The 24,821-nt window shown below is 61.0% G+C and carries 23 protein-coding genes and 3 tRNA genes; 7 read left to right on the forward strand and 19 right to left on the reverse strand.

Annotated features, from left to right (window positions below):
- Window positions 1-260 precede the first annotated feature (260 nt).
- Window positions 261-2,489, reverse strand: coding sequence for a ribonuclease R (gene rnr / locus DFP86_RS11590; protein ID WP_133681379.1), 2,229 nt, complete (start codon window positions 2,487-2,489; stop codon window positions 261-263).
- Window positions 2,490-2,558: 69 nt separating this feature from the next.
- Between rnr and DFP86_RS11595 the strand changes: the two genes are divergently transcribed.
- From DFP86_RS11595 to DFP86_RS11605, 3 genes are all read left to right on the forward strand, one after another.
- A tRNA-Leu gene (locus tag DFP86_RS11595) sits at window positions 2,559-2,645 on the forward strand.
- Window positions 2,646-2,695: 50 nt separating this feature from the next.
- Window positions 2,696-2,782, forward strand: a tRNA-Leu gene (locus tag DFP86_RS11600).
- A 125-nt stretch (window positions 2,783-2,907) separates the two neighbouring features.
- On the forward strand, window positions 2,908-3,969 hold the full coding sequence (locus DFP86_RS11605; RefSeq protein ID WP_133681381.1) for an oxidoreductase: 1,062 nt from the start codon (window positions 2,908-2,910) through the stop codon (window positions 3,967-3,969).
- On the opposite strand, the gene pncB is transcribed toward DFP86_RS11605, so the two are convergent.
- Complete coding sequence (gene pncB / locus DFP86_RS11610) at window positions 3,966-5,180, reverse strand: nicotinate phosphoribosyltransferase (RefSeq protein WP_133681383.1); 1,215 nt, start codon at window positions 5,178-5,180, stop codon at window positions 3,966-3,968. The genes DFP86_RS11605 and pncB overlap by 4 nt on opposite strands.
- A gap of 116 nt (window positions 5,181-5,296) precedes the next feature.
- On the opposite strand from pncB, the gene DFP86_RS11615 reads away from it, so the two are divergent.
- A tRNA-Leu gene (locus DFP86_RS11615) sits at window positions 5,297-5,383 on the forward strand.
- 108 nt (window positions 5,384-5,491) lie between these two features.
- On the opposite strand, the gene DFP86_RS11620 is transcribed toward DFP86_RS11615, so the two are convergent.
- The 13 genes from DFP86_RS11620 to ndk all read right to left on the reverse strand — a co-directional run bounded on the left by DFP86_RS11620 (window position 5,492) and on the right by ndk (window position 18,919).
- Window positions 5,492-6,787 (reverse strand): adenylosuccinate synthase, encoded by a 1,296-nt coding sequence (locus tag DFP86_RS11620; protein WP_133681385.1) that lies wholly within the window; start codon window positions 6,785-6,787, stop codon window positions 5,492-5,494.
- Window positions 6,788-6,822: 35 nt separating this feature from the next.
- Window positions 6,823-7,974: an ATP phosphoribosyltransferase regulatory subunit gene (locus tag DFP86_RS11625; RefSeq protein WP_133681387.1), complete on the reverse strand. Its 1,152-nt coding sequence runs from the start codon at window positions 7,972-7,974 to the stop codon at window positions 6,823-6,825.
- 257 nt (window positions 7,975-8,231) lie between these two features.
- Window positions 8,232-9,365, reverse strand: coding sequence for a ribosome rescue GTPase HflX (gene hflX, locus DFP86_RS11630; protein WP_133681389.1), 1,134 nt, complete (start codon window positions 9,363-9,365; stop codon window positions 8,232-8,234).
- An 89-nt stretch (window positions 9,366-9,454) separates the two neighbouring features.
- Window positions 9,455-9,715, reverse strand: a complete 261-nt coding sequence (hfq, locus tag DFP86_RS11635) for an RNA chaperone Hfq (protein ID WP_133681391.1) — start codon at window positions 9,713-9,715, stop codon at window positions 9,455-9,457.
- Between the two features lie 90 nt (window positions 9,716-9,805).
- Window positions 9,806-11,224, reverse strand: coding sequence for a ribosome biogenesis GTPase Der (gene der / locus DFP86_RS11640; RefSeq protein ID WP_133681393.1), 1,419 nt, complete (start codon window positions 11,222-11,224; stop codon window positions 9,806-9,808).
- Window positions 11,225-11,235: 11 nt separating this feature from the next.
- Window positions 11,236-12,375 carry an outer membrane protein assembly factor BamB gene (gene bamB, locus DFP86_RS11645; RefSeq protein WP_133681395.1) on the reverse strand — a complete coding sequence of 380 codons (1,140 nt, stop codon included), beginning with the start codon at window positions 12,373-12,375 and terminating at the stop codon, window positions 11,236-11,238.
- A gap of 3 nt (window positions 12,376-12,378) precedes the next feature.
- The gene (locus DFP86_RS11650; protein ID WP_133681397.1) at window positions 12,379-13,008 is read right to left on the reverse strand and encodes a YfgM family protein; all 630 of its coding nucleotides are present in this window, start codon (window positions 13,006-13,008) and stop codon (window positions 12,379-12,381) included.
- A 14-nt stretch (window positions 13,009-13,022) separates the two neighbouring features.
- A complete protein-coding gene (gene hisS, locus DFP86_RS11655; RefSeq protein ID WP_133681399.1) occupies window positions 13,023-14,294 on the reverse strand; it encodes a histidine--tRNA ligase in 1,272 nt (423 codons plus the stop codon).
- 45 nt (window positions 14,295-14,339) lie between these two features.
- Window positions 14,340-15,617, reverse strand: coding sequence for a flavodoxin-dependent (E)-4-hydroxy-3-methylbut-2-enyl-diphosphate synthase (gene ispG / locus DFP86_RS11660; RefSeq protein WP_133681401.1), 1,278 nt, complete (start codon window positions 15,615-15,617; stop codon window positions 14,340-14,342).
- A gap of 18 nt (window positions 15,618-15,635) precedes the next feature.
- Window positions 15,636-16,610: a RodZ domain-containing protein gene (locus DFP86_RS11665; RefSeq protein WP_133681403.1), complete on the reverse strand. Its 975-nt coding sequence runs from the start codon at window positions 16,608-16,610 to the stop codon at window positions 15,636-15,638.
- A 3-nt stretch (window positions 16,611-16,613) separates the two neighbouring features.
- A complete protein-coding gene (gene pilW, locus DFP86_RS11670; protein ID WP_166642240.1) occupies window positions 16,614-17,318 on the reverse strand; it encodes a type IV pilus biogenesis/stability protein PilW in 705 nt (234 codons plus the stop codon).
- A 29-nt stretch (window positions 17,319-17,347) separates the two neighbouring features.
- Window positions 17,348-18,442, reverse strand: a complete 1,095-nt coding sequence (gene rlmN / locus DFP86_RS11675; RefSeq protein WP_133681407.1) for a dual-specificity RNA methyltransferase RlmN — start codon at window positions 18,440-18,442, stop codon at window positions 17,348-17,350.
- 51 nt (window positions 18,443-18,493) lie between these two features.
- Entirely contained in the window at window positions 18,494-18,919 is a 426-nt protein-coding gene (ndk, locus tag DFP86_RS11680; protein ID WP_133681409.1) for a nucleoside-diphosphate kinase, read from the reverse strand.
- A 135-nt stretch (window positions 18,920-19,054) separates the two neighbouring features.
- On the opposite strand from ndk, the gene DFP86_RS11685 reads away from it, so the two are divergent.
- Window positions 19,055-19,885, forward strand: a complete 831-nt coding sequence (locus tag DFP86_RS11685; protein WP_133681411.1) for an SPOR domain-containing protein — start codon at window positions 19,055-19,057, stop codon at window positions 19,883-19,885.
- Between the two features lie 51 nt (window positions 19,886-19,936).
- On the opposite strand, the gene DFP86_RS19320 is transcribed toward DFP86_RS11685, so the two are convergent.
- On the reverse strand, window positions 19,937-20,074 hold the full coding sequence (locus DFP86_RS19320) for a hypothetical protein (RefSeq protein ID WP_166642241.1): 138 nt from the start codon (window positions 20,072-20,074) through the stop codon (window positions 19,937-19,939).
- Window positions 20,075-20,375: 301 nt separating this feature from the next.
- Between DFP86_RS19320 and DFP86_RS11690 the strand changes: the two genes are divergently transcribed.
- Complete coding sequence (locus DFP86_RS11690; protein WP_133681413.1) at window positions 20,376-20,558, forward strand: hypothetical protein; 183 nt, start codon at window positions 20,376-20,378, stop codon at window positions 20,556-20,558.
- 17 nt (window positions 20,559-20,575) lie between these two features.
- Here the strand turns inward: DFP86_RS11690 and DFP86_RS11695 are convergent, their stop codons facing one another.
- Together DFP86_RS11695 and DFP86_RS11700 are read right to left on the reverse strand one after the other, a co-directional pair.
- Entirely contained in the window at window positions 20,576-20,887 is a 312-nt protein-coding gene (locus DFP86_RS11695; RefSeq protein ID WP_166642242.1) for a cupin domain-containing protein, read from the reverse strand.
- 41 nt (window positions 20,888-20,928) lie between these two features.
- Window positions 20,929-22,227 carry an NAD(P)/FAD-dependent oxidoreductase gene (locus DFP86_RS11700; protein ID WP_133681417.1) on the reverse strand — a complete coding sequence of 433 codons (1,299 nt, stop codon included), beginning with the start codon at window positions 22,225-22,227 and terminating at the stop codon, window positions 20,929-20,931.
- Between the two features lie 316 nt (window positions 22,228-22,543).
- Here DFP86_RS11700 and DFP86_RS11705 point away from each other — a divergent pair, with 316 nt between their 5' ends.
- The gene (locus tag DFP86_RS11705) at window positions 22,544-23,770 is read left to right on the forward strand and encodes a winged helix-turn-helix domain-containing protein (RefSeq protein ID WP_133681419.1); all 1,227 of its coding nucleotides are present in this window, start codon (window positions 22,544-22,546) and stop codon (window positions 23,768-23,770) included.
- A 10-nt stretch (window positions 23,771-23,780) separates the two neighbouring features.
- Here DFP86_RS11705 and DFP86_RS11710 read toward each other — a convergent pair whose 3' ends face one another.
- The gene (locus DFP86_RS11710) at window positions 23,781-24,800 is read right to left on the reverse strand and encodes a chorismate transformation FkbO/Hyg5 family protein (RefSeq protein ID WP_243729375.1); all 1,020 of its coding nucleotides are present in this window, start codon (window positions 24,798-24,800) and stop codon (window positions 23,781-23,783) included.
- Between the last annotated feature and the right edge of the window lie 21 nt (window positions 24,801-24,821).

The raw sequence follows: 24,821 nt of genomic DNA on the forward strand, positions 1-24,821 counted from the left end.
CGAAGAAACCCGAAGGTTACTTTCTGTCTCTTGCAGTGCAAGTGTCGGCTCTTCCCGGCACTCACACCTATCGGTTGTTCTGTTTGTTAAAGAGCGGTGCTGCGTTTGTTGCTGCAGCGAGGAGGCGAACTATACCCAGCCCCACTGGGGTCGTCAACCCCTTTCACCGGAGAAAATCATCACAATCCAGCAAACCCTTGATCGGCAAGAGAATAAAAAAACAGACGGGCGCCGCCCGTCTGTTTTTTCTCCCACGGCGATCATTTCGCCGGGCGCCGCCCCTTGGGCTTGCCCGTCGTTTCTTCGGCCGCTTGCGGCTTATCCCGTACCAGTTGGAAGTCGATCTTGGAGCTTTCCAGATCGGCACGCACCACTTTGACCGTTAGCGGATCGCCCAACTGATAGCGCATGCCGCTCTTCTCGCCGACGATGGCCTGGATGTCCTTGCGAAAATGGAAGTAATCCTTTCCGAGTTCGGAGATGTGCACCAGGCCCTCCACATAGACATCGTCAAGCAAGACGAATACACCGAAGCTGGTCACGGCGTTGATCTTGCCGGTGAACACTTCGCCGACTTTGTCGCGCATATAGTAGGTCTTGAGCCAGGATTCGACGTCGCGGCTGGCGTCGTCGGCCCGGCGCTCGGTCATCGAGCAATGCTCGCCCAGCAAGGGCCATTTGCCCGGCTTATAGATCTCGCCCAGCAAAATAGCCTTGATGGTGCGGTGAACCAGCAGATCCGGATAGCGGCGGATCGGTGAAGTAAAGTGGGTGTAAGCGTCGTAAGCCAGACCGAAGTGCCCCTCGTTATCCGGCGTGTAGACCGCCTGCTGCATCGAGCGCAACAACATGGTCTGCAGCATCAACGCATCCGGGCGCGGGCGTACCTTGTCGGCCAGCTCGGCGTAATCCTTGGCGCTCGGGCGCTCACCGCCGCCCAGCGTCAGGCCGGCCAGGCGCAGGTAGGTGCGCAGGTTCTCCAGACGATCCTCCGTCGGTCCCTCATGCACACGATACAGACACTTGTGCTTATGCTCGTGAATGAACTCGGCGGCGCAGACGTTGGCGGCCAGCATGCATTCTTCGATCAGCCGGTGCGCATTGTTGCGCACCACCGGAACGATGCGATCGATCTTACCGTCGTCATTGAAGACCATCTGGGTTTCGGTGGTGTCGAAATCGATGGCGCCCCGTTTCTCGCGCGCAGCCAACAATACCTTGAACAAGTCGTACAGAGTCTGCAACTGAGCCAACAACGGCGTCTGACCGCCCTCGCTCAACCACGTCCACACCTGGGTATAGGTCAACCGCGCACGCGAGCGCATCACGGCGGGGTAAAAACGGTAGCTCTTGACCTGCCCCTTGGCATTGATCTGCATGTCGCACACCATGCACAACCGCTCGACGTCCGGATTGAGCGAGCAGATGCCGTTGGACAGCGCCTCCGGCAGCATCGGGATCACCCGGCGCGGGAAGTAGACCGAGGTACCGCGCTCATACGCATCCTGATCCAACGCGTCGCCCGGCTGGACGTAATGGCTGACGTCCGCGATGGCCACCACCAGCCGGAACCCCTTGCCGATGCGCTCCGCGTAGACGGCATCATCGAAATCGCGCGCGGTTTCGCCGTCGATGGTCACCAACGGCAGATCGCGCAGGTCGACGCGATCTTTCAGATCGAGCTTACGCACCTTGGACGGGGTCTTCTTGGCCTGCATCTCGGCGGCGGGACTGAAGCTGTGCGGCAGCGCATGTTTGCGCAGCGCGATTTCGATTTCCATGCCCGGGTCGGCATAGTTGCCCAGGATTTCCAGCACGCGACCGATCGCCTGACGGTGGCTATCGGGCTGAATCAGGATTTCCGCCATCACCACCTGCCCGTGGCGCGCCCCACCCTCGCCGCCCTGTTCGATCAGGATATCCTGATTGATACGGCGATCTTCGGCCACGACAAACCAGACGCCGCGCTCCTCATAGACACGACCGACGACACGATTGACCGCCCGTTCCAGCACCTCGGCGACACTACCCTCCTGCCGTCCACGCCGATCGGTGCCGGTAATGCGCACCATGACGCGATCGCCGTGCAGCACCTTGTGCATTTCGCGTTCCGACAGAAAGATGTCGTCCCCCTCACCTTCTTCCGGCGAGGCGAATCCGTACCCGTCGCGATGGCCGACCACCTTACACTTGATCAGATCCAGCTTATGGGAAATACAAACCGCACCCTTGCGGTTGATGATGATTTGGCCGGCGCGCTCCATGGCGGCCAGGCGCCGGTCGAAAAATTCCCGCTCGGCGCGTTTGATGGTAAGCATCTGGGCCAATTCGTCGGGAAATAAGGGCACCCCTTGCTCCGCCAAAATGGAGAGCAGATATTCGCGGCTCGGCAAGGGATTGGGATATTTAAGTTTTTCGCGCTCAAGATATGGGTCTTGTTGGCGAAGCGTCGGCGTTTTGGATTTTTTTTGTTTCGCGACCATTGACATCCTCTGTAAGCTCAATATAATTCGCACTTCGTTGCAGCGCGTGTCGCTGCGATGATACAGCATAAGCAGGCCCAGGTGGCGGAATTGGTAGACGCACTAGGTTCAGGTCCTAGCGGTGGCAACACTGTGGAAGTTCGAGTCTTCTCCTGGGCACCAGCTGATTATAAATCGCCGGTGCCGTGCTGTAGAAAAAGTTGATTAGGTAAGCCCAGGTGGCGGAATTGGTAGACGCACTAGGTTCAGGTCCTAGCGGTGGCAACACTGTGGAAGTTCGAGTCTTCTCCTGGGCACCAAAAAACGATAACCCGCGCAAGCGGGTTTTTTGTTGTCCGCCGCCCCAAAGGCACCCAAGGCATGCGTTGCCTTTTCCTCGCCGCTGATTCATCCTCGTCGTTATATGCAACCACGAGGCTCCAAGATGCCATCCCCCGCTCCCTTGAATGTCGCCCTGTCGGGCTACGGCTATGCCGGCAAGACCTTCCATGCGCCATTGATCGATGCCACGCCGGGACTTGCCCTGCACACCATTGTCAGCCGCCGCGCGGACGCCGTACTCGCAGAACGCCCCGATTGCCGGGTCGTACCGGATTTGGCGCAGGCACTCGCCGACCCGTCCATCGACCTGGTCGTGATCGCCAGCCCGAACGAATTGCATTTCCCACAAGCACGCGATGCGCTGCTGGCCGGTAAGCACGTCGTGGTCGACAAGCCGTTCACCACGAAGCTTGACGAAGCGTTGCGACTTAATGCACTGGCCAGCGAAACACGCCAAGTGCTGTCGGTGTTTCATAATCGCCGTTGGGATTCGGACTTCTTGGCACTAAGCGCATTACTGGCGGATGGCGCGCTCGGTCGCATCAGCCGCTTCGAATCGCGTTTCGATCGTTACCGCCCACAGACTCGGCAACGCTGGCGCGAGGAGGATCGGCCCGGCGCCGGGCTGTGGTACGACCTGGGAGCGCACTTGGTGGATCAGGTTTTGCACTTGTTCGGCCTGCCGCAAGCGGTTCACGGCACACTGCTGCGCCAGCGCGAGGGGGCTCAGGTGGACGACTTCTTCGATGTGCGCCTGCGCTATGCCGACTTTGTCGCCGATCTACAGGCCAGCTGCTTGGCGCCAGGCGGCTCGCCCAGACTAACCGTGCACGGCAGCAAGGCCAGCTACGTCAAGCATGGCCTGGACACACAGGAAGGTGCGCTGAAACAAGGGATTGCGCCGGACTCCCCCGGATTCGGCGCCGACGCCCAGCCGGCCGTGTTGTGGCTGGCCAATGGCGACACGCCGCAAGCGGTCTATCCGGTCACCGCCAGCGGCCAGTACGTTGCCTACTATGCCGCGGTGCGCGATGCCGTACTCGGCAAGGGACCGAATCCGGTCACCGCACTGGAGGCCGCCCGCGTGATCCAGGTCATCGAGGCCGTGGCGCAGAGTCATCGCGAAAGTCGCGAGATTGCGCTATCGGCAGAGGCGCTGGCCTAGACTTCCTGCGGCGGTTGATGATGGAACACCTGGCGCAGGTACGCCAGAAAGGTTTCGTCGCTGCACAAGGTCTTACCCGGAGAATCGGACAGCTTGGCTACCGGCTGGTCGTTGCAGTTGACCAGCTTCATCACGATGTTGAGCGGCGTGAGCCCCATGTCGTTGGTCAGGTGGGTGCCGATACCAAAAGCCACTTGAATGCGTCCGGCAAAATATTCGTGCAAGGCCAGCGCGCGCTCGACGGTCAGCCCGTCGGAGAACACCAAGCGCTTGGTCAGTGGATTGATGCGCAATCCGCGGTAGTGCGCGATGGCTTTTTCGCCCCACAGATACGGATCGCCCGAGTCGTGTCGCAAACCATCGAACAACTTGGCGAAGTACAGATCGAAGTCGGCCAGAAAGGCATCCATGCCGACCACATCGGTCAACGCGATGCCTAGGTCGCCACGGAATTCGTGTACCCACCCTTCCAGCGCCGCCTTTTGGAAATCGCGCAAGCGCGTACCGAATGCCTGGTGCGCCTGCAGATATTCGTGCGCCATGGTACCGATCGGCATCAGACCGAAGCGCATGGCCTGATAGACATTGGATGTCCCGCGAAAAGCCTCTGGCAGCGCCTGCTGCAAGGTAGCGACCACTTCGTCATGCCACGCGGCACTGTAGCGGCGCCGCAACCCGAAATCGGAAAAGGCGAAATCGCCGGTTGCATCGACCGCCACCGGGGCGGATCGCATCAATGCGATCTTGTCGGCCAGACGGCGCCGCCCTTCCTCCAGGATTTCCGTCTCACGCCCGGCGGATAGACGTCGGAAGTACAACTCATTGACGATATAGAGCACGAAAATCTCGAACCCCATGACGTGCACCAGGGGGCCCTTGGTCTCGATCGTCAACGTATCACCCTCGATGCCGACCCGGATGAAACGACGCTGGAAACGAAAGACGTTGAGAAAATCGACGAAATCGCTCTTGATGTAACGCAGTCCACTAAGGAAATCCAACTCCTGCTGCGTGAACAGCATGTCGCACAGATGATCTAGCTCGGCCTCCAGCTCGACTTTGAGCTCGGCCAGCGGGAAAACCGGATGATTGCGGCAAACGAAGGCGTACTCGGCGGTAGCACCGGGGTGTTGATGCAGCAGCGCCTGCCACATGGTGAACTTGTACAGATCGTTTTCCAGCAGACTGCGTACCACGAATTGCGATGACATCCGGTATCTCCAAAGCCCGACAGCGGTCGGCTCAATTTATCATGCCGCCTGGCTTGACACCATAGTACATTATGGATATAGTTTCCCTCCTCGGTTGCAGGCTAGTCTTGCACCAGGCCCAGGTGGCGGAATTGGTAGACGCACTAGGTTCAGGTCCTAGCGGTGGCAACACTGTGGAAGTTCGAGTCTTCTCCTGGGCACCAAATTTCTAAAAAACCCGTTGAGCTTCTCAACGGGTTTTTTCATGGTGATTAGATATCAAAAAAACGGCCAAGCATTGAGCTTGGCCGTTTTTTTGTCACCGGCGTCCGTTACAGGCCGAACGGGTGACGCAGGACAATGGTTTCCTCGCGATCCGGCCCGGTGGAAACAATGTCCACCGGCGCTTCGCAGATTGCCTCGATGCGCTTCAGATAGGCGCGAGCGTTGGCCGGCAGATCCTCCCAGCGCTTGATACCCACGGTGGACTCGCTCCAGCCCGGCAGGGTTTCGTAGATCGGTTCGCAAGCGGCAACGGCATCGGCGCCCACCGGGAAGATGTCCACCGTCTGATCGCCCAGCTTGTAGCCGACGCACAAATTGATGGTTTCCAAACCGTCCATGACGTCGAGCTTGGTGACGCACAGACCGGAGACGCCGTTGATCTGGATCGAACGCTTGAGCAGCGCGGCGTCGAACCAACCGCAACGACGCGGACGACCGGTCACCGAACCGAACTCGTTGCCGCGTTCCGCCAGGAAGGCACCGACATCGTTTTCCTGCTCGGTCGGGAACGGCCCGGAGCCGACGCGAGTCGTATAGCCCTTGACGATGCCCAGCACATAGTTAAGCATCTGCGGCGCCACGCCGGCGCCTGGCGCGGCAGCGCCGGCCACACAGTTGGACGAGGTGACGTACGGATAGGTGCCATGATCGATATCGAGCAAGGTGCCTTGCGCGCCTTCGAACAATAGCGGCTTGCCGGCCTTATTCATCTCGTACAAGGTACGCGACACGTCGGCGACCATCGGCTTGAGGCGCTCGGCCAATTGCATGATGGTCTGATAGACCGTGTCGAAATCGACCGCCTCCGCCTTGTAGAGCTGGGTCAACTGGAAGTTGTAGAACGCCAGGTTCTCGCGCAGCTTATCGGCGAATCGGGCCGGATCGAACAGATCGCCGACGCGCAAGGCACGCCGTGCGACCTTGTCTTCGTAGGCCGGACCGATACCGCGACCGGTGGTGCCGATCTTGCTCGCGCCCTTGGCGGCTTCGCGTGCCTGATCGAGCGCAATGTGATACGGCAAAATCAGCGGGCACGCTTCGGCAATCTTCAGGCGGCCGGACACGCGGACGCCCGCGGCTTCCAGCTCGTCGATTTCCTTGAACAGGGCTTCCGGCGACAGCACGACGCCGTTACCGATAAAGCATTCGACGTTTTCGCGCAGAATGCCGGACGGAATCAGACGCAGCACCGTCTTCTTGCCGTTTACCACCAGGGTGTGCCCCGCATTATGGCCGCCCTGAAAACGCACCACGCCCTGAGCGTGATCGGTCAGCCAGTCAACGATCTTGCCCTTGCCTTCATCACCCCACTGGGTACCAATCACGACAACGTTCTTGGACATAGGAAAGAATCCTTCTCTCTGTCTTGCTACAAAAATCAGTTAAACGGAACAATCTGCCAGCCGGACGGCCCTGCGACCAGTTCACGGTCGCAGTTGAGCGCCGCGGCGGATTCGTCCAGATAGTCGATCATCACTACTTCGCCAGCCTTGCGCAGCGCATCGATCTCGCCCGCGGCCGCATCGGCATGGCGCGCAGCCACACGGATGCCGCGCGCGCTATCGCGCTCGGGCAGGATGCGCAACAGATCGCGCAAATCCAGGCTGAAACCGGTCGCCGGACGGGCACGACCAAACCGACGGCCGACATTGTCGTAACGGCCGCCGCGCGCCAGCTCATCCGGCCAACCAGGCGCATACACAGCAAACATCAAACCGGTGTGATAAGCGGTACCGCGCAATTCGGTCAGGTCGAAGCTGATTTCGACGCGACCTTGCAACGCCCCTGCCAGCGCTTGCAGCTGCCCAAGCGCCTGATCGACATCCGGGATCGACGGCAACCGGCTACGCGCACGGTCGAGTACCTCACGCGGTCCATACAATTCAGGCAACGCGACAAAGGCGCTGCGATAAGGCTCGGCCACACCTTGCACGAGCAAGGCCACTTCGGCGGCGTCTTTGCTGCGCAATGCGGCGAAGAGCTCGCGCGTCAGCGCGGGGTCGAGGCCGGCCGCCGCGGCAAGCCCGCGGAAAATGGCGATATTGCCGATATCCAGGCGCGGGTTTTGCACACCGACCAGGTCCAGCGTGGCAAGCGCCAAGCGAATGATCTCCAGGTCGGCCTCGATGCCGGCGAAGCCATACAACTCAGCACCGACCTGCAGCGGCTCGCGCGAGCTCATCAGTCCAGCCGGACGGGCATGCACCACGCTACCGGCATAGCACAAGCGGGTCACCCCCGTGCGCTCCGCCAGCAGATGCGCGTCGATGCGCGCCACTTGCGGCGTGATATCGGCGCGCAGCCCCATCTGACGGCCCGACAGATGATCGTCGAGCTTGAAAGTTTTCATTTCGAGGGAATCGTCGCCCTCGGCCACCAACGAATCGATGTACTCGATCATCGGCGGGAGCACCAACTCGTAGCCGGCGGTGCGAAACAGCTCCAGCATGGAAGACTTGGCGGTCTCCAACTGTCGCGCAGTTGCCGGCAGAATATCGGCGATGTATTCAGGTAACAGCCAATTTCGCATAGTTGTCTGAAACGCAATAAAAGGCGGGATGTCAGACCCGCCTTGTTGCCGGGACGCACGCAGACCTGGGTCTGACGCGAATACACCGGGAAAGTAGAGTTGGGTTGCAGCCGAACCGTGAACCGGTCTTTATCGGCTTGAGCCGGCAGCGCCAAGCGCTGCGGCTTCTGTGAATGACGCGGACACAAAAACGCCCACGCTCTTCAGGCAGTATTCTACGCACATCTGGCGGAATATGCTCATATAAAAACAAAACATTACTGCCAGGACAAATCCTCGTCGACGACGATGACCTCGTCTTCCTGTGGGGAAAAGCGTTCGATGAGCGCGGCGCGCAGCAAATCCAAACCCTCGCCCGTCAGAGCGGAAACCCGCACGGCCACAGGCATTCCGTCCGCATCGCGCTCGATGGCCGGTGCCTGTCCCTTGAGGTCTATCTTGTTCCAAACGATCAACTGCGGCACATCGGCGGCGCCGATTTCCTGCAACACTTTGTCGACCTCCTCCAGTTGCATATCGCGCATCGGATTGGCGGCGTCGACGACATGCAGCAGCAAGTCGGCCTGTACCGTCTCCTCCAGCGTGGCGCGAAAAGCGGCAACCAGGGTGTGCGGCAGATTGCGGATAAAGCCGACGGTGTCGGACAGTACCAGCGATACCGCAGGATTCAGATACAGTTTGCGGCTGGTGGTATCCAAGGTGGCGAACAACTGATCGGCGGCGTAGCTCTTCGCCTTGGTCAGGCTATTGAACAAGGTGGATTTGCCAGCGTTGGTATAGCCGACGATCGACAACGAAGGCACACCGGAACGCTGACGCCCGCGGCGTTGCGTGTTGCGTTGACGCTCGACGTGGCGCAGACGATCCTTGAGCAGTTTGACGCGATTGCCAAGCAGCCGGCGGTCGGTCTCCAACTGGGTTTCACCAGGGCCGCGCAGACCGATACCGCCCTTCTGCCGCTCCAAGTGGGTCCAGCCGCGAACCAGCCGGGTCGCCAAGTGAGATAGCTGCGCCAACTCGACCTGTAGCTTACCTTCGTGGCTGCGCGCCCGCTGGGCAAAGATATCCAGGATCAAGCTAGTGCGGTCGATCACCCGACATTGCAAAGCGCGCTCCAGGTTGCGCTCCTGAGCCGGCGACAACTGGTGATTGAAGATCACCACGTTGGCTTGGGCGGCACGCACCACGGCGGCGATTTCCTCGACCTTACCCTTGCCGGCAAACAGCGCCGCGTCGGGTCGTTGACGCTTGGCGGTCACGGTATCGGCCACAGCCACGCCGGCACTACCGACCAACTCCACACATTCGGCGACATCTTCGGCAAAATCCGGCGTGCCAAAATCGAGACATACCAGCACGGCCTTATCGCCTGCTTCCGGACGATCAAACACAATCAGCTTAGCCTTCTAGACAATTAAAAAGGGCCAACGCCACACCCCCTACGGAGTACGGAACGCCGGCCCCGGCTTGTCGGAAAGAGTTACTCTTCCGCTTGATCCAGTTTCTGGGCAGTGTAATGCTCATGCGGGATATTTACCGGACGAGCAGGTACCACCGTGGAAATGGCATGCTTATACACCATCTGGGTCACGGTGTTCTTTAGAAGAACCACGTACTGGTCAAAGGATTCGATCTGCCCCTGCAATTTGATACCGTTTACCAGATAGATGGAAACCGGGACATGTTCCTTGCGCAGAGTATTCAGGAACGGGTCTTGTAACATTTGCCCTTTTGAGCTCATTCGTTAATTCTCCGAAACGTCGATTGTTTTAATGATTGGCTGCCAAGCCCGGCTACACGCTTACGTTTTAGCAGAAATCATACCAGTGTACTATTTTTTCACGTCTTTCATACGCTTATTGCGTGCCTGCTTTTCGGCCAGCTTGGTTTTGTATTTTGCCAATGCCGATAGCTTGGGCTTGTGCTTCGCATCGTCTTTATCGAACGGATTTTCACCCGTCTTAAACTGCACGCGCAACGGTGTGCCCTGAAGTTTGAACACTTTACGGAAAGTATGTTCCAGATAACGGATGTAACTGTCCGGAATATGCTCCAGCGCATTACCGTGCACGACGATGATCGGCGGATTCATGCCGCCTTGGTGGGCATAGCGCATTTTCGGTCGAACCGGGCCGACGCGCGGCGGCGCCTGACGCTCGATGGCGACTTCCAACACGCGGGTCAGCTTCGGCGTCGACAGCTTGGACATGGCGGCCTGATAGGCTTCGTCGATCGACTTGAACAAGTCGGCGATACCCCGCCCTTCCAGCGCCGAAATATGGTGGAACTTGGCGAAGTCCAGGAAACTCAACTTGCGGGCGATATCGCGCTTGATCGTCTCTTTCTTCTCGCCGTCGAGGTGATCCCACTTATTGACCGCCACCACCAACGCCCGACCCGCCTCGAGGGCAAAACCGGCGATGGTGGCATCGTGTTCGGAGATGTCCTGCTGCGCATCCAGCACCAGCACCGCCACGTTGGCATCTTCGATCGCCTTCATGGTCTTGACCACCGAGAACTTCTCGATGGCCTCGTCGATCTTGGTGCGACGCCGCACGCCGGCGGTATCGATGATGGTGTAGTTGCGGCCGGCGCGCTCGAAATCGATATAGATACTATCGCGCGTGGTGCCCGGATGGTCGAAGGCAATGACGCGCTCTTCGCCCAGAATGGCGTTCACCAGCGTGGACTTGCCGACATTGGGGCGGCCGATCACGGCGAACTTCGGGTGACGCGCCTGGGCTTCTTCCTCTTCTTCCGGGAACGGTTCGAGCACGCGATCCATCAGTTCGCGCACGCCATCGCCATGGGCGGAGGAAATCGCCCAGGGCTCGCCGAGCGCCAACTCGTGGAATTCGGCCGTGGCGATCGACTGGTTGACGCCCTCGGCCTTGTTGACCACCAGGTGCACCGGTCGATCCAACTGGCGCAGCCGGTTGGCGATGATCTTATCCTGCGGAGTGATGCCGGTACGGCCATCCACCAGGAAAACGACGGCATCCGCCTCGTCGACGGCCTGCAGCGTCTGCTTGGCCATTTCGAACAGGATGCCCTCGTCCACCACGGGCTCGAAGCCGCCGGTGTCGATGACCAGGTAAGGTTTCCCGCCGACGCGGCCATGGCCGTAGTGCCGATCGCGGGTCAAACCCGGTTGATCGGCCACGAGGGCATCACGGCTGCGCGTCAGTCGGTTGAACAGGGTCGACTTGCCGACATTGGGGCGGCCGACCAAAGCAACGGTTGGTTTCATCTAGAACTGCATTATCCAAGTGACAGCATCGCCAGGCGGCCGTTCGATCCTTTGACCAAGGCCGACGTACCAAGCGATACGGGTTGCGCGGTCTGGCCGTCGGTACCGATACCGACACGGCCGACAATACTGCCGCTCTCGTTGGACAACAGATGCGCATATCCCTGCGCATCCACCACCAACACAAAGCGGCCTAGCATGGCCGGACCCGACACACCACGGTATTTGAGCGCATCCTGTTTCCAGACATTGCGCCCCGTCTGGCGATCATACGCCAGCACCGAATCATTCTCATCGGTGACGTACACATTCCTCTCGTCCAGCGCAATCGCGCGGCTGGACGAGACTTCGCGCGCCCACATCAAGTTGCCGCTACGGGCATCGAAGCAGGCGACGCGGCCCTGATAAGCGACGGCGCACACCTGCTGGTTTGCGTACTGAGGATGACTGACCACGTCGCTGACACGCTCAAGCTCGGTCGCGCCCTTGGGCGAGGCGACCACGCCCTCCCACAACACATTGCCCGTCTGCTGCGCCAACACCTGCAGCTTGCCGCCGGCAAGACCGGCCAGCACCGCATCGGAACCGACCGCGCTGAGCGAGCCGACATTACGCACAGTCAATTCGGGCTGGAAATGCGCCTGCGACCACAGTTGCTTGCCGTCTGCAATCTGGAAGCCGGTCAAGCGGTCGTCGTTGGTACGCACGATCGCCACCTGGCCGCCGACCGCGGGCGCTTCCAGCATGACGCTGGTCAGGCGCTGTTGCCACAACGTCTTGCCGCTGGCTCGATCGACCGCCAGTAGGTAGCCGTCGTCGGTGCCGACCAGCAGGATATTGCCTGCTACCCCGACACCGGCGGACAAGGTGCGCTTGAGATCGAGCCGCGCGGTCTCGCGTCCGGTATCGGCGTTGAAAGTACGGATGCCGCCTTCCGAATCCGCCACCAGCACCTCGCCACGGTCATACACCGGCAAAAAGCTACCCGGCGTGTCCGAGCGCAGCGACGCCGACCACTGAACCTTCAGCGACTGGATCGACTGAATGGCGGACAGTTCGGTCGGCGCAGGTCGCGACGAAGCCTGAAACCAGCTGGCGCAACCGCCCAGCATCGAAGTGGACAACAACACCAACAGCAGACGTTGACGCATCAATCAGCCTCCCAGGGCATCGAGTTTTGTCTGGACATATTCGCGGTTCGACGCATCGTTGCCCAGCTTGGCCAAGGCGGCCTTGTAGGCATCGCGTGCTGCGCCCTTATCGCCCTTCAGGGAGAACACGTCGCCCTTGGCATCGAAATACAGAGCGTCAAAGGCCGGATCGTGCGCCAAGTTCAGTTGAGCGACGGCCGCATCGTACTGTTTCTGATCCATCAGCACGCTGGCCAGGCGCAATTGCGCCAGCGAGACCAACGCCGTTTCCTTGGCGTGCGTGGCGGCCCAGCTTAACTGCTCGCGGGCATAGGTCAGGTCGTTCTTGTCGAAGCCGGCCTTGGCTGCCAGGAACGCGGCGCGCACCGCGTAGGGCGACGTCGAATAGTCGGCTTCGATGCTAGCCGCACCTTGTTTGACTTTCGCCAGGTCTTGAGCGCCCATCGCCTGTTCCAGCGATACGAAAACCGCAGCCGACGCCTCGACCTGGCGGGCCTGGTACATGGCATAGGCTTTGTAGCCAAGATAACCGATGGCCAGACAACCCACGCCGGTCACCAGCCATTTTCCCCACTGGTTCCAGTGAGCCTTCAACGAATCAATCTGTTCCTGTTCCTGCAAGTCGAACGCCATCGCGCCCCTCCCCCTCAAGCTTTGAACGCGGCGATGGCGTCGGCCACCTCCGCAAAGGCCACGGTCCGCTGCTCCGCTTCACTACGCAGAGATTTTACGATGGCCGTACCGTTGGCAATTTCGTTTTCGCCGACGATGACCGCATAGGCGGCGCCAGAACCATCGGCCTTCTTCATTTGCGACTTGAAACTGCCTTCGCCCAGATGTTGCATCACCGACACCCCGGCGGCGCGCAACTGCTTGGCGAGCTTCATGGCATACAACGACGCACCTTCGCCCTGCTGTACCAGGTAGACATCCACGCCGCTTGTCGCGGGAATGAGTCCCTTCTCCTGCAACAGTAACAGAATGCGCTCCATGCCCATACCGAAACCGATACCCGGGGTCGGCTTGCCGCCCAGATCTTCCACCAACCCATCGTAACGGCCGCCGGCGCATACCGTGCCCTGTGCGCCCAGTTCGCTGGTAACCCACTCGAACACCGACAAGTTGTAATAATCCAAACCGCGCACCAGGCGCGGATTTTCCGTATAGCGAATACCCACCGCGTCGAGCATGGCCTTCCAGCCCTGGTAATGCGCGCGCGATTCAGCCCCGAGATAGTCGATCAGGCGCGGCGCGGCATTACAGATCTCCTGCAAATCCGGGTTCTTGGTATCCAGTACGCGCAACGGATTGGTGTACAGACGACGCTTGCCGTCCTCGTCCAGGCGCTCGGCATGCTGCTCCAGATAGGCGATCAATGCCGTACGGTGCGCGCCGCGTTCCTCGCGATTGCCCAGCGTATTGATCTGCAACTCGACGTAGTCGGCAATGCCAAGCCGTTGCCACAGATCGGCTGTCATCAACAGGATTTCGGCGTCGATATCCGGACCGGGGAAACCCAGCACTTCGACACCAGTCTGGCTGAACTGGCGATAGCGTCCCTTCTGTGGACGTTCGTGCCGGAACATCGGCCCGGTGTACCACAGCCGCTGGGTAGCGTTGTACAGCAAATTGTGCTCGACAACGGCGCGCAACACGCCGGCGGTTCCCTCCGGGCGCAGCGTCAGGCTTTCGCCGTTGAGGCTGTCGGTGAAGGTGTACATTTCCTTTTCGACGATGTCGGTCACTTCGCCGATCGAGCGCACGAACAGCGGCGTAGTCTCCAGCATCGGCGTGCGGATGTGCTGATAGCCGTAGTCATTCAACAACGTGCGCAAAACGGATTCGAGATACAGCCACTGCGGGGCGTCGGACGGCAGCACATCGTTCATGCCGCGAACCGCCTGGATTTTTTGTGCCATTGTTTTCGATCTTTAGTTTATTCGTTTTAGCCGGCGCAAACCGGTTCATACCTGCCGGATCGGGATGGTCTTGCCGGCTGGAGCGGTTCGACGGCTGCCCCCCTCGCCGAAACGCGACTGCACGTACTGATCCACGATGCGGGTAAACGCTTCGGCAATATCGTCGCCCTTCAACGTGACATCCTTCTGTCCGTCGATATAGACCGGCGCCACCGGCACTTCACCCGTACCCGGCAGCGAAATGCCGATGTCGGCCAACTTGGACTCGCCCGGCCCATTGACCACGCAGCCCATCACCGCAACCTTCATTTCCTCCACACCCGGATACTGCAGGCGCCAGATCGGCATCTGTGCACGCAGATACGCCTGAATGCGTTCGGCCAGTTCCTGGAACAAGGTACTGGTGGTACGGCCGCAGCCCGGACAGGCGGTCACCAGCGGCGTGAACGACCGCAACCCCATGGTCTGCAGCAGCTCCTGCGCCACAACCACCTCGCGCGTGCGCGACTCGCCCGGTGCCGGCGTCAGCGAAATTCGGATGGTGTCGCCGATACCTTCCTGCAGAAGAATGGCGAGCGCGGCGCTCGATGCCACGACACCCTTGGTGCCCATGCCGGCCTCGGTCAACCCCAAATGCAACGGAAAATCGCAACGACGGGCCAAATCGCGGTAAACGGCGATCAGATCCTGCACATGGCTAACCTTGCACGACAGCAGGATTTTGTCCGCCGACAGGCCAAGGTCAATGGCCTTCTCCGCGCTTTCCAACGCGGAAAGAATCAGCGCCTCGCGCATGACCTGATCGGCCGGCAGCGGCTGGCTCAGACGATTGTTGGCATCCATCAGGCGTGTAGCCAACGCGGCGTCCAGACTGCCCCAGTTGACGCCGATGCGTACCGGCTTGTCGAACTCGACCGCGGTGCGGATCATGAAGGCGAACTTATCGTCGCCTTTGGCGCCACGGCCGACATTACCCGGATTGATACGATACTTGGCCAACGCCCGTGCGCAATCGGGAAACTCGCGCAACAGCCGGTCGCCGTTGAAGTGGAAATCGCCCACCAACGGCACGCCGCAGCCGCGGCCATCCAGTCGCTGGCGGATTTCGGCCACCTTCGATGCCGCTTCGGGCGAGTTGACGGTAATACGCACCAACTCGGAACCGGCATCCGCCAGTTCGTACACCTGATCGGCGGTCGCCGCCGCATCGGCGGTATCGGTGTTGGTCATCGACTGCACCACTACCGGCGCATCGGAGCCAACAAGAACATGCCCCACCCGTACCTGACGGGTGGGGCGGCGCGCGATGATCACGCTATCCATAACCAAACTGCCCTGTCGCTATTTAAGTTCAACGTTTGCGGTCGTGCCGTGCGTATGTTCGGCCAGATCCACACCCTGGCCGTTATAGGTCAGCGTCACCTTGCCGGCATTGCCGACACGGACCTTTAGCGGCGGCACGCCGCTAACGTCCCGCGGCGCCCCCGGCACCACCATCGAATACACCAGTTTGTTGCCATCCGCGTCAACCACGGCCACCCAGGACGGTTCGGTCACCGACACCGATACCCGGCCGGCACCAGCCGCCGAGGCCGGTTTTGCGGTCGGCGCCGAGGCAACGTGGCCGACCGCCTTGCTGGCATTTTGCTTGGCCGCGGCCTTGGCCGCCGCTTTGGCCTTGGCGCGAGCGGCGGCCGCGGAAGCGTCCACCGCGGCCGGCGCAGAGGCCGGCACGACCGCGGCCGGCGCGGAGGCCGCCTTGACAGCCAGCGGCGCGGATGCCGGTTTAGCCGACAATGCCGCGGAAGCCGGCGTCGGCACGGATGCCGCTGCGGCAAGATCGGAAGCCGTCTGCGGGCTCACCACCGGCGTCAGATCGGGCTGCGGCTCGCTACGATGGCCGAAGATCCACAAGGCACTGGCGCCCAGCACCACACCGACCAAGCCCACCACCATCCAGGTACCGCCATTGATGCCGCCGCCGCGCTTGTCCTCCGACGGTTCGGGATGTTCGTCGCGGGCCAGATTGGCCACCTCGGTCGCCGCCGAAGGGAAATGCGAATCGAGCGCCTCCATCAACGGCGTCGGGTCGATTTCCAGAAAACGAGCATAATTGCGTACAAATCCACGCACGAACGTCGCACCCGGTAGGGCGCCGAAATCGTCGCGCTCAATGGCATCCAGCTGCCGCAGCGACAACTTAAGTCGCTCGGCCACTTCATTCAGAGACAACCCGGCGGCTTCGCGCCCCGCGCGCAAGGCCCTGCCAACGCTTACCGGATCCGGCTGATTATTCTGTTCGGATTGTTGTTCCATCCATCAGATCCCGCTCAACAACTGCTGTGTTTCCCTGGAGTCCGGAAAGCGAGCGCGCAACTCGCCAACATACGCCTCTTCCCGGACACGATCCCCGGACAATCGAGCCAACCCGACCCCCAGCAGGAGATCTTCGGCTTCGAGCGGTCCGGCATGCTCAATCAGACGGCCAAAGTAATAAGACGCTAGTTCGACGCTCCCCTGTTTGGTGTACAAGGCCGCCAGTTGCCTCAGCGCCGGGGCATATGCCGGTTTGGCCCGTAGGGCCGACAGCCAGTGATCGATCGCTTGCTGCGCCTGATCTGCCATCAGGCTGCAGCGCCCTAAATTCAGATAAGCCGTCTCGCGCGACGTATAGCGCGGGTCGACCAACGCCCGCCTCAGATGCCTCGCGCCATCGTCCAGACGACCGCGTCGACAGAGAAACAGACCGAAATTGTTGTTGGCCTCGCCGTTTTCCGGCGCCAACGTCAAAGCCTGGCGGTAATCCCGCTCGGCCTCGTTGTCCCGCGACAACATCGCGTGGACGTGTGCCCGGGCAAGCCAGGCCGGTGCAAAATCCTCGCCAACCTGAACCGCTCGGTTGGCCGCATCCAGCGCGAAACCCGGCTGATTGGCTTTTGCATATTCGAAAGCCAGCTGAACATGCAGCGAGGCTAACTCATGAAGCGGCGCGGTGGCAAATGTCGCGGCGGGTAAAATCGCCAACAACCAAGCTCCTGCTCGCCGCCATTTTTTCACTCTGAGCCGCTCTCCGCAATCCGGATCCACTTTTCCTGGCGCCGGGTTTTGTCCTGCACCTGCCCAGCCAGCTGGCCACACGCGGCGTCGATATCGTCGCCGCGCGTCTTGCGCACCGTCACCACTCTCCCGGCATCCTGCAGAATTTCGCGGAAGGCGCGGATCGCATTATTGCTGGATCGGCCATAACCCGAATTCGGGAACGGATTGAACGGAATCAGGTTGAACTTGCACGGCACGTCGCGCACCAGTTGCAGCAATTGCCGGGCATGTTCGGGCCTGTCGTTGACCCCGTCAAGCATCACGTACTCGAAAGTAATGAAATCGCGCGGCGCAAACTCGAGATAACGCCGACAAGCCGCCATCAACTCGGACAGCGGGTATTTTTTGTTGATCGGCACGATCTCGTCGCGGATGGCGTCGTTAGGCGCGTGCAGACTGACCGCCAGCGCCACCGGACAGGCCGCGGCCAGACGATCGATCTGCGGCACCAAACCGGAAGTCGAAAGGGTAACACGTCGGCGCGACAGACCATAGGCGTGGTCGTCGAGCATGATCTGCAAGGCGGACACCACATTGTCGAAATTGGCCAGCGGCTCGCCCATCCCCATCATCACCACGTTCGAGATCACGCGTTCGTTTTTCGGCGTCACGCCCATCGCCTTGTTGGCCCACCACAGCTGACCGATGATCTCGGCGGTGCTCAAGTTGCGGTTGAACCCTTGGCGGCCGGTGGAACAGAACTTGCACTCGAGCGCACAACCCACCTGGGAAGACACGCACAAGGTTCCGCGGTCGTCTTCGGGAATGAACACGGTTTCCACGCCGTTCCCGGTACCGACATCCAGCAGCCACTTGCGGGTGCCATCACTGGCCTCCTGCGCGGCCATCAGGGACGGCACGCGCACCTCGGCCGACGCCAGCAGCTTGGCGCGCAGCGCCTTGGCGATGTCGGTCATGGCGTCGAAGTCGTCCTCGCCCATCTGATGCATCCAATGCATAACCTGTTTGGCGCGGAAGGTTTTCTCCCCCATCGCGGCAAAATGTTCGGTCAGTTGGGCCAGATTGAAGTCGAGCAGGTTGGTTTTCATGCATTTCTCTACAGCGGAAACGGCGGTCGCCATGGCAACCGCCGTCTTAAATCAACGGGAGCAGATCTCGGAAGCGGCGAAGAAATAGGCCACTTCGATGGCGGCGTTTTCAGCGCTATCGGATCCGTGAACGGCATTGGCGTCGATCGAATCGGCGAAGTCGGCGCGGATGGTACCGGCGTCGGCCTTCTTCGGATCGGTGGCACCCATCAGTTCGCGATTCTTCAGCACGGCGTTCTCGCCTTCCAGCACCTGGATCATCACCGGGCCGGAAACCATGAAATCGACCAGATCCTTGAAGAACGGACGTTCCTTGTGCACGGCGTAGAAGCCTTCGGCCTCGACGCGCGACAGTTGCTTCATGCGTGCGGCGATGACCTTCAAGCCGGCGGATTCGAAACGATCGTAGATCTTGCCGATCACGTTTTTACCTACGGCATCCGGTTTAACGATGGACAGGGTGCGTTCAATTGCCATATAAATCTCCCAATTACCTTGATGACTGGCTAAACTGGCGACTTGTTTGTCGCCGGTGCGGGTTTTCGCCAAATTTACAGAACCCGTTATATTACCAGCCTTTTTAGTCATTTGCCGCATAAAAAATTAAGCACAATGAGCGAACCGCGCAGAGATCCGCCCCACTACGAAGACGACGAAGCGTCCGACTTTAGCGCCAAACTCAAGGTCAGACTGGCCATTGCCGCCGCGCTGGTCGGCCTTGCTCTGGCAGCGATTCCGCTACTCGACAGCCTGACTGGCAAAAAGGACAGCCCGGCAGACAACAGCGCCGGCAATATCGTTAGTTCGGCAGGGCTCAGCGTCGCCCCTCCCGTGCCAGCCAGCGCCCCGGTCGCCAGCGCGCCGGTCGTCGCCAGCAGCCAAGCGGTCGGTACCGCGCCACCGGCACCGGACATCAACCAAACACCTGGCATGACCGCAACGCCGCCGCTCTCCCTGCCGGCCGCGACCAACCCGCCCCCCGCCCAGCCGCCCGCCGCGCAGCATCGCCCACCGAGTGCGACCGCCACGCAGCAACCCGCGACGCCGCCACACGACACTGTTCGGGCCTTCAAGCCGGGCAGCCCGCCCGCCATTGCCGGCAACCAGCCCTATCGTGCGCCGAGCACGGCAGGCACCGCACCGCCGACCGCCCGGCCCGCAACGCCGCCCCTCGTACAACCGATCGAACCGCAAGCCGCCTTGGCCGCCGCCCGTCCGCCCGGCAGCTCGATGGGCTATAACGTGCAGCTCGGCCTATTCAACAACCTGGAAAACGCCCAGAAGCTGATCAACGAACTAAAGAGTAAGGGCATCGAAGTCCAAAGCGAAACGCGCGTGCATCTGGCGCCATTCCGCACCAGGGCCGAAGCCGACCAGGCGATGGCGAAGCTACGCGCGCTCGGCTACGCGCCGATGCTCGGCGTGCCGGGCGGCGGACAATAAAAAATCCCGCAGCAAACCACACTGCGGGATCATTATCTCTATTAGGGGGGATCAGACCGACAGATAACTGTCCTGATCCCACTCGTCGCGAATCGAATCTGCGAACGCCTCTCTCTCCATCGCACTCATCGTGTCGAGATTGTCTTTGGATGGAGCCAGCAGAGGCTCGTCAAACTCTTGTTCATCCATGTTGCAATCTCCCGTTCCATAAAAGGGGAATTTTGGTTATAGCAGAGCAAAATGAAAATTTCATGTCCGAACGCGCTGCCACCTGACCGAAAGAATGGAACGACACCAACAGCAATACACGTTAACGACCCGATCCCCAACCCAACTGCCCGCGTCCGCTGAATATCGTCCTGCTCATCGACGGACTGCGCGGTGGTGGCGCCGAAAGGGCCGTGCTGGCACTGCTGGGCCAAGGCACGGCCGAACAAGCCAACGCCATCCTCAGACAGGCGGAGGCGCAGGCATCGCCGAACGCGTGATCATGCCCGGCTTCACCGACAACCCCTATGCCTGGATGCGCGCAGCCCAAGCACTGGCCGCCGCGCTCCAACGCACGCTGGCCACGCCGCCACACATCGAGGCCGTCAACCTCGCCGCCTTCGAACAACGACCAATCGTCGCGCGCTACTTGGCGCTAGCGGCAACGTCGCAATCCGCCGCCTGAGCCGTTCCGCTTAATCGCTATCCGTTCTGCGCCACCGTCACGATCACCGCATCCGACGTCGGCGCGAAACGATGGCGCAATCCGGGCGGAATCTCGATCATCTCGCCGACTTGCGCCGCCGCCTGCCCACCGGCGTCGTCCTCCAGCACCAGCGTACCGCTCAGACACAGCAGGTACTCGCTATGAGCATGCGACTCGAAAGCGTAACTACCCGGCACCAAATTGATCAGCAACAATTGCGAAGCGCGCACCGTCGCCAGCACATGATCGGTGTCCGGCTCTTGCAAGCGCCCCGCAGCCGGTAAGGTATGCAAAACAAACGCTGTCATCTTCATCTCCCGCGCCGATCCCTCGGCGCCTCCCTCCCGCCTCAATGCAGCTTGACCAGCGGGCGGGCACGCTTGACCAAGTAACGCGCCAGCGCCAGCAAGGCCGTGCGCGGCGCGCCCAACACGGCGCGGTGATGCAACAAATGCAGGCTCACGTACATGCAGCGCGCCAAGAGTCCTTCGACAAACCAGGAGGCGCCGAACAAATTGCCCATCAGGTTGCCGACCGAGGTTTGCGTTCCCATCGACACCAGGGAACCATAGTCCCGGTAGACATACGGCACATCCGGCACCGGCCGCCCGCGCGTCCTGGCCAATAATGCGCGGTAGAGATAATCCGCCTCCTGATGCGCGCTTTGCGCACGCGGCGGTACCCACTTGCCGTCGGCGTACTCGCAGGCCGCACAATCGCCCAACGCCATGATATTCGGATACCCCTCGACCTGCAGGCGACGATTGACCAATAGTTGTCCGCCCTTTGACAACGGCAGATCGAGTGCGGCCAACCACGCCGGCGCCTTGATTCCAGCCGCCCAAACGACGATATCCGCCGGGTAGCGTTGCCCTTCGGCATCGACCACGCGATCCGCTTCGATATTCGTCACCCGACACTGGACGTGCACTGCGATATGCCTATCCGCCAGCAACCGCATCGCGGTATTCGACACGCGCGCAGGTAATGGCGACAAAATGCGCGGCGCCCCCTCCAACAGCGTAATACGCACATCGCGCAGCGGATCCAGTCGTGGGTAGCCGTAGCGCCCCTGCACTTCGCTTGCTTCGCGCAACTCGGCGGCCAATTCCACCCCGGTCGCTCCGCCGCCGATGATCACGATGCCGACCCCGGCCTCTGGATCGTGCGTTTTGCGCAAGTCGGCCAAGGTCAACAGCTTGAGCATTCGCAGACGGAAATGTTCCGCATCGTGCGGCCCGTTGAGCGACAAGGTATGTTCGGCCGCGCCCGGCACGCCGAAATAATTCGAGACGCTGCCGACCGCCAGCACCAGGTCGTCATAGACGATGCAGCGTTCCGGCAGGATGACCGCGCCGTCCTCGGCGCACGCCTCGCTCACCGTCACCTGCCGCGCGTGCCGATCCAGTGCGGTCATGGAACCGAAGACAAAGGTGAAACCATTGTCATGGGCCAACATCGAGTAGGACAGGCCTTCCTGGTGAATATCCAAAGTGCCGGCGGCCACCTCGTGCAACGACGGCTTCCAGACATGAAACAAATTGGCGTCGATCAGCGTAACCCGGCGCGGTCCGAGCTTACGCCCCAGCTTGCAGGCGAGCTCCAGCCCGCCGGCCCCGCCGCCGACAATGACGATTCGATTGGGCATGACAGACACTTTCCGCCCACAAGGGGCGCAAAATTAAAGGATCCTCTGCATAGCCGGCAAGTCGCATGCACGGCTGTCCAGAACCGCCTCGTCGCCCATCGATAAACCGTCCACAGGTTCGCAGAATCCATCGCCACTGGCAATCGACGCCCACGCCACAAAAAACCGCGACACGCACCGAAACGACGCATTGATCGCACCGATCGACAAAGATGTCACATGCGCCAAAGCGGAACGAGCCCAATGCGACGATTTACTTGCACAAACGGCACCCTCGCGTAGACGATAAGCATAAACCCACAAAAATACCGTACTCATGCCCCATCCACATTTATCAATACAAGATGCCCGCCACCTGCATCTGGCGGCCCAGGGTTTGCTGCGCGCGCCGCGCCGCAAAGCCGGCAAAGCCGACGTCCTCGCGGCGATTCAGCGCATGGCGCTATTGCAAATCGATACCATCAGCGTGGTGGCGCGCAGTCCCTACCTGGTGCTCTACAGCCGCTTGGGCAGCTACGACCCGGCCTGGCTCGATGCCTGGCTGGCCGAAGGCGCGTTGTTCGAATATTGGGCACACGAAGCCTGCTTCGTGCCGGCCGACGACTACCGTCTACTGCGTCATCGCATGCTCGACCCGTCCGCCATGGGCTGGAAATACCCCGAACGCTGGCTCGGGCAGCATCGGCAGGAAATCGAGGCCTTACTGGACTATGTGCGCGAACACGGGCCGGTACGCTCGGCCGACTTTGCGCGCCAACATGGTAAAGGCAATGGCTGGTGGGATTGGAAACCGGAAAAGCGCCACCTGGAAGTATTGTTCACGCTCGGGCGTCTGATGGTCAAAGAGCGACGGAACTTCCAACGTGTTTACGACCTGGCCGAACGCGTACGCCCCGGCTGGGACGATGCGCGCGATCTGCCGGACACCGACGACGCCCGGCGCATCATGGTGCGCAATAGCTGCCGGGCGCTCGGCGTGGTCAAGGCCGGTTGGATCGCCGACTACTACCGGCTAAAGCGCGGCCGCTACGATGCGCTGTTGCATGAGATGGCCGACCTGGGCGAACTGATCCCGGTGCGTATCGAGGGCTGGAAACACGATGCCTTCGTCCACGCCGATCTGCAAAACGAGTTGGTCCAGGCACAAGCCGGCAAACTCACCGCCGGCACGACGGCCATTCTGTCGCCGTTCGACCCGGTGGTCTGGGATCGCAAACGTGCCTTGGAACTGTTCGGCTTCGACTACCGCATCGAATGCTACACGCCGGCGCCCAAGCGCCAGTACGGCTACTTCGTGTTGCCGATCTTGCAGCGCGGCAAGCTGGTCGGCCGGCTGGACGCCAAGGCACATCGGCAGCAGGGACAATTCGAAATCAAGGCGCTCTATCTGGAGCCCGGCGTGCGCCCGAGTGCGCGACTGGCCAACGACCTGGCCACGACCTTGGTCAAGCTGGCCGCCTGGCACGGCACACCGATGCTGCAATGGGGAAAACTGCCGCCGGCGCTGGCCGAACTGCCCGCCTTAAGCCGCGAAACAGTGTGAATACACCGGCTCAAGCCAGCGGATGGCAGGCCTGCGCCTCGATTTCCATCAGCAGATCGTGGCGGCAAACATCCGCCTGCACGTAGACGGCTTGAAGCGTCGGGCCGACCGCCTCGACCAGCGCCTGGCGCACCAGCGGATAATCCGCCGCATGGCGCACGTAGACGCGATAACAGAGCCGCGACAGCGAAAAACCATCGGCGCCAAGCCGCCGGTTGGCCTCGTCGACCAGCACGCCGATATTGACCATGGTCTCGCGCGTCTGCGCCGCCACATCCCCGACATGAACCGTCTCATGCCCGACGATGCTGGCGGTACCGGAGATGAACAGCCACGCCTGCCCCTCCAGGCGCGCCAGCGCCGCCCGAGTGAAGGTTGGACTCTTCGGCCCGTACTGGGAGGGGTAGACGAAGGCACTCACCTGCCGCGGATTTTCGATCGCGTCGGCAGGCGTCCGGGCAGCCAGGAAAGCAATGGAAAGCGGGCCCGGCCCCACGCCCAGCGCACAGGCGGCAGGGCTGCTGTCGACCGGTCGCTCGAAAGCGCCGAAAGCCTGATGGCGGCCAATATTGAACTGCCGGTAGCGTTCCAGGCTATGCTCGACCCGGTTGATTTCCGGCACGTAATTCCAGACGCGCCACAAGTGCGGGCGATCTTCTTCTGCCAGTAAGGCGAATATCTGCCGGTAAGCCGTTTCGGCCGCTGCCGACAACGGCGTACCCGACGCGGGCGTAAACGCAGCCTCGTCGAGTTCGACCACCCCAAACAATAGCGATGGCGTGGCACTGTAACGAATATCTCCGTAACGGCCGCGTCGACAGGACGTGGCGGCAAACCAATACTCGTACAGCGTGGGCGCACCGGCCGGGAGGCGCGGCGTGCGAACCGACTGCCGCGGCCAGCCGTCGACAGCGGCGCATGGCGCGCCGACGGCGCTCATGCCCAGCAGCGTGGGTTCGGGGAAAGATAGATCCGGTACGGATAACGCGGTCTCCGACAAGCAGAACCGCAAACGATCAGCAGCATTCATAAAACGACATACAAAGTTGAT

This window comes from Paludibacterium purpuratum (assembly GCF_004363805.1).
Lineage (GTDB): Bacteria > Pseudomonadota > Gammaproteobacteria > Burkholderiales > Chromobacteriaceae > Paludibacterium > Paludibacterium purpuratum.

Coding starts and splice junctions, on each gene's coding strand:
- ispG (WP_133681401.1), bottom strand. CDS start 15,617: ATGGATAGCGTGATCATCGCGCGCCGCCCCACCCGTCAGGTACGGGTG.
- DFP86_RS11710 (WP_243729375.1), bottom strand. CDS start 24,800: ATGAATGCTGCTGATCGTTTGCGGTTCTGCTTGTCGGAGACCGCGTTA.
- DFP86_RS11700 (WP_133681417.1), bottom strand. CDS start 22,227: ATGCCCAATCGAATCGTCATTGTCGGCGGCGGGGCCGGCGGGCTGGAG.
- der (WP_133681393.1), bottom strand. CDS start 11,224: ATGAAACCAACCGTTGCTTTGGTCGGCCGCCCCAATGTCGGCAAGTCG.
- rnr (WP_133681379.1), bottom strand. CDS start 2,489: ATGTCAATGGTCGCGAAACAAAAAAAATCCAAAACGCCGACGCTTCGC.
- DFP86_RS11665 (WP_133681403.1), bottom strand. CDS start 16,610: ATGGAACAACAATCCGAACAGAATAATCAGCCGGATCCGGTAAGCGTT.
- DFP86_RS11685 (WP_133681411.1), top strand. CDS start 19,055: ATGAGCGAACCGCGCAGAGATCCGCCCCACTACGAAGACGACGAAGCG.
- DFP86_RS11695 (WP_166642242.1), bottom strand. CDS start 20,887: ATGACAGCGTTTGTTTTGCATACCTTACCGGCTGCGGGGCGCTTGCAA.
- DFP86_RS11625 (WP_133681387.1), bottom strand. CDS start 7,974: ATGCGAAATTGGCTGTTACCTGAATACATCGCCGATATTCTGCCGGCA.
- DFP86_RS11650 (WP_133681397.1), bottom strand. CDS start 13,008: ATGGCGTTCGACTTGCAGGAACAGGAACAGATTGATTCGTTGAAGGCT.
- pncB (WP_133681383.1), bottom strand. CDS start 5,180: ATGTCATCGCAATTCGTGGTACGCAGTCTGCTGGAAAACGATCTGTAC.
- bamB (WP_133681395.1), bottom strand. CDS start 12,375: ATGCGTCAACGTCTGCTGTTGGTGTTGTTGTCCACTTCGATGCTGGGC.
- rlmN (WP_133681407.1), bottom strand. CDS start 18,442: ATGAAAACCAACCTGCTCGACTTCAATCTGGCCCAACTGACCGAACAT.
- DFP86_RS11620 (WP_133681385.1), bottom strand. CDS start 6,787: ATGTCCAAGAACGTTGTCGTGATTGGTACCCAGTGGGGTGATGAAGGC.
- DFP86_RS11605 (WP_133681381.1), top strand. CDS start 2,908: ATGCCATCCCCCGCTCCCTTGAATGTCGCCCTGTCGGGCTACGGCTAT.
- hfq (WP_133681391.1), bottom strand. CDS start 9,715: ATGAGCTCAAAAGGGCAAATGTTACAAGACCCGTTCCTGAATACTCTG.
- DFP86_RS19320 (WP_166642241.1), bottom strand. CDS start 20,074: ATGGATGAACAAGAGTTTGACGAGCCTCTGCTGGCTCCATCCAAAGAC.
- hisS (WP_133681399.1), bottom strand. CDS start 14,294: ATGGCACAAAAAATCCAGGCGGTTCGCGGCATGAACGATGTGCTGCCG.
- DFP86_RS11690 (WP_133681413.1), top strand. CDS start 20,376: ATGCCCGGCTTCACCGACAACCCCTATGCCTGGATGCGCGCAGCCCAA.
- DFP86_RS11705 (WP_133681419.1), top strand. CDS start 22,544: ATGCCCCATCCACATTTATCAATACAAGATGCCCGCCACCTGCATCTG.
- ndk (WP_133681409.1), bottom strand. CDS start 18,919: ATGGCAATTGAACGCACCCTGTCCATCGTTAAACCGGATGCCGTAGGT.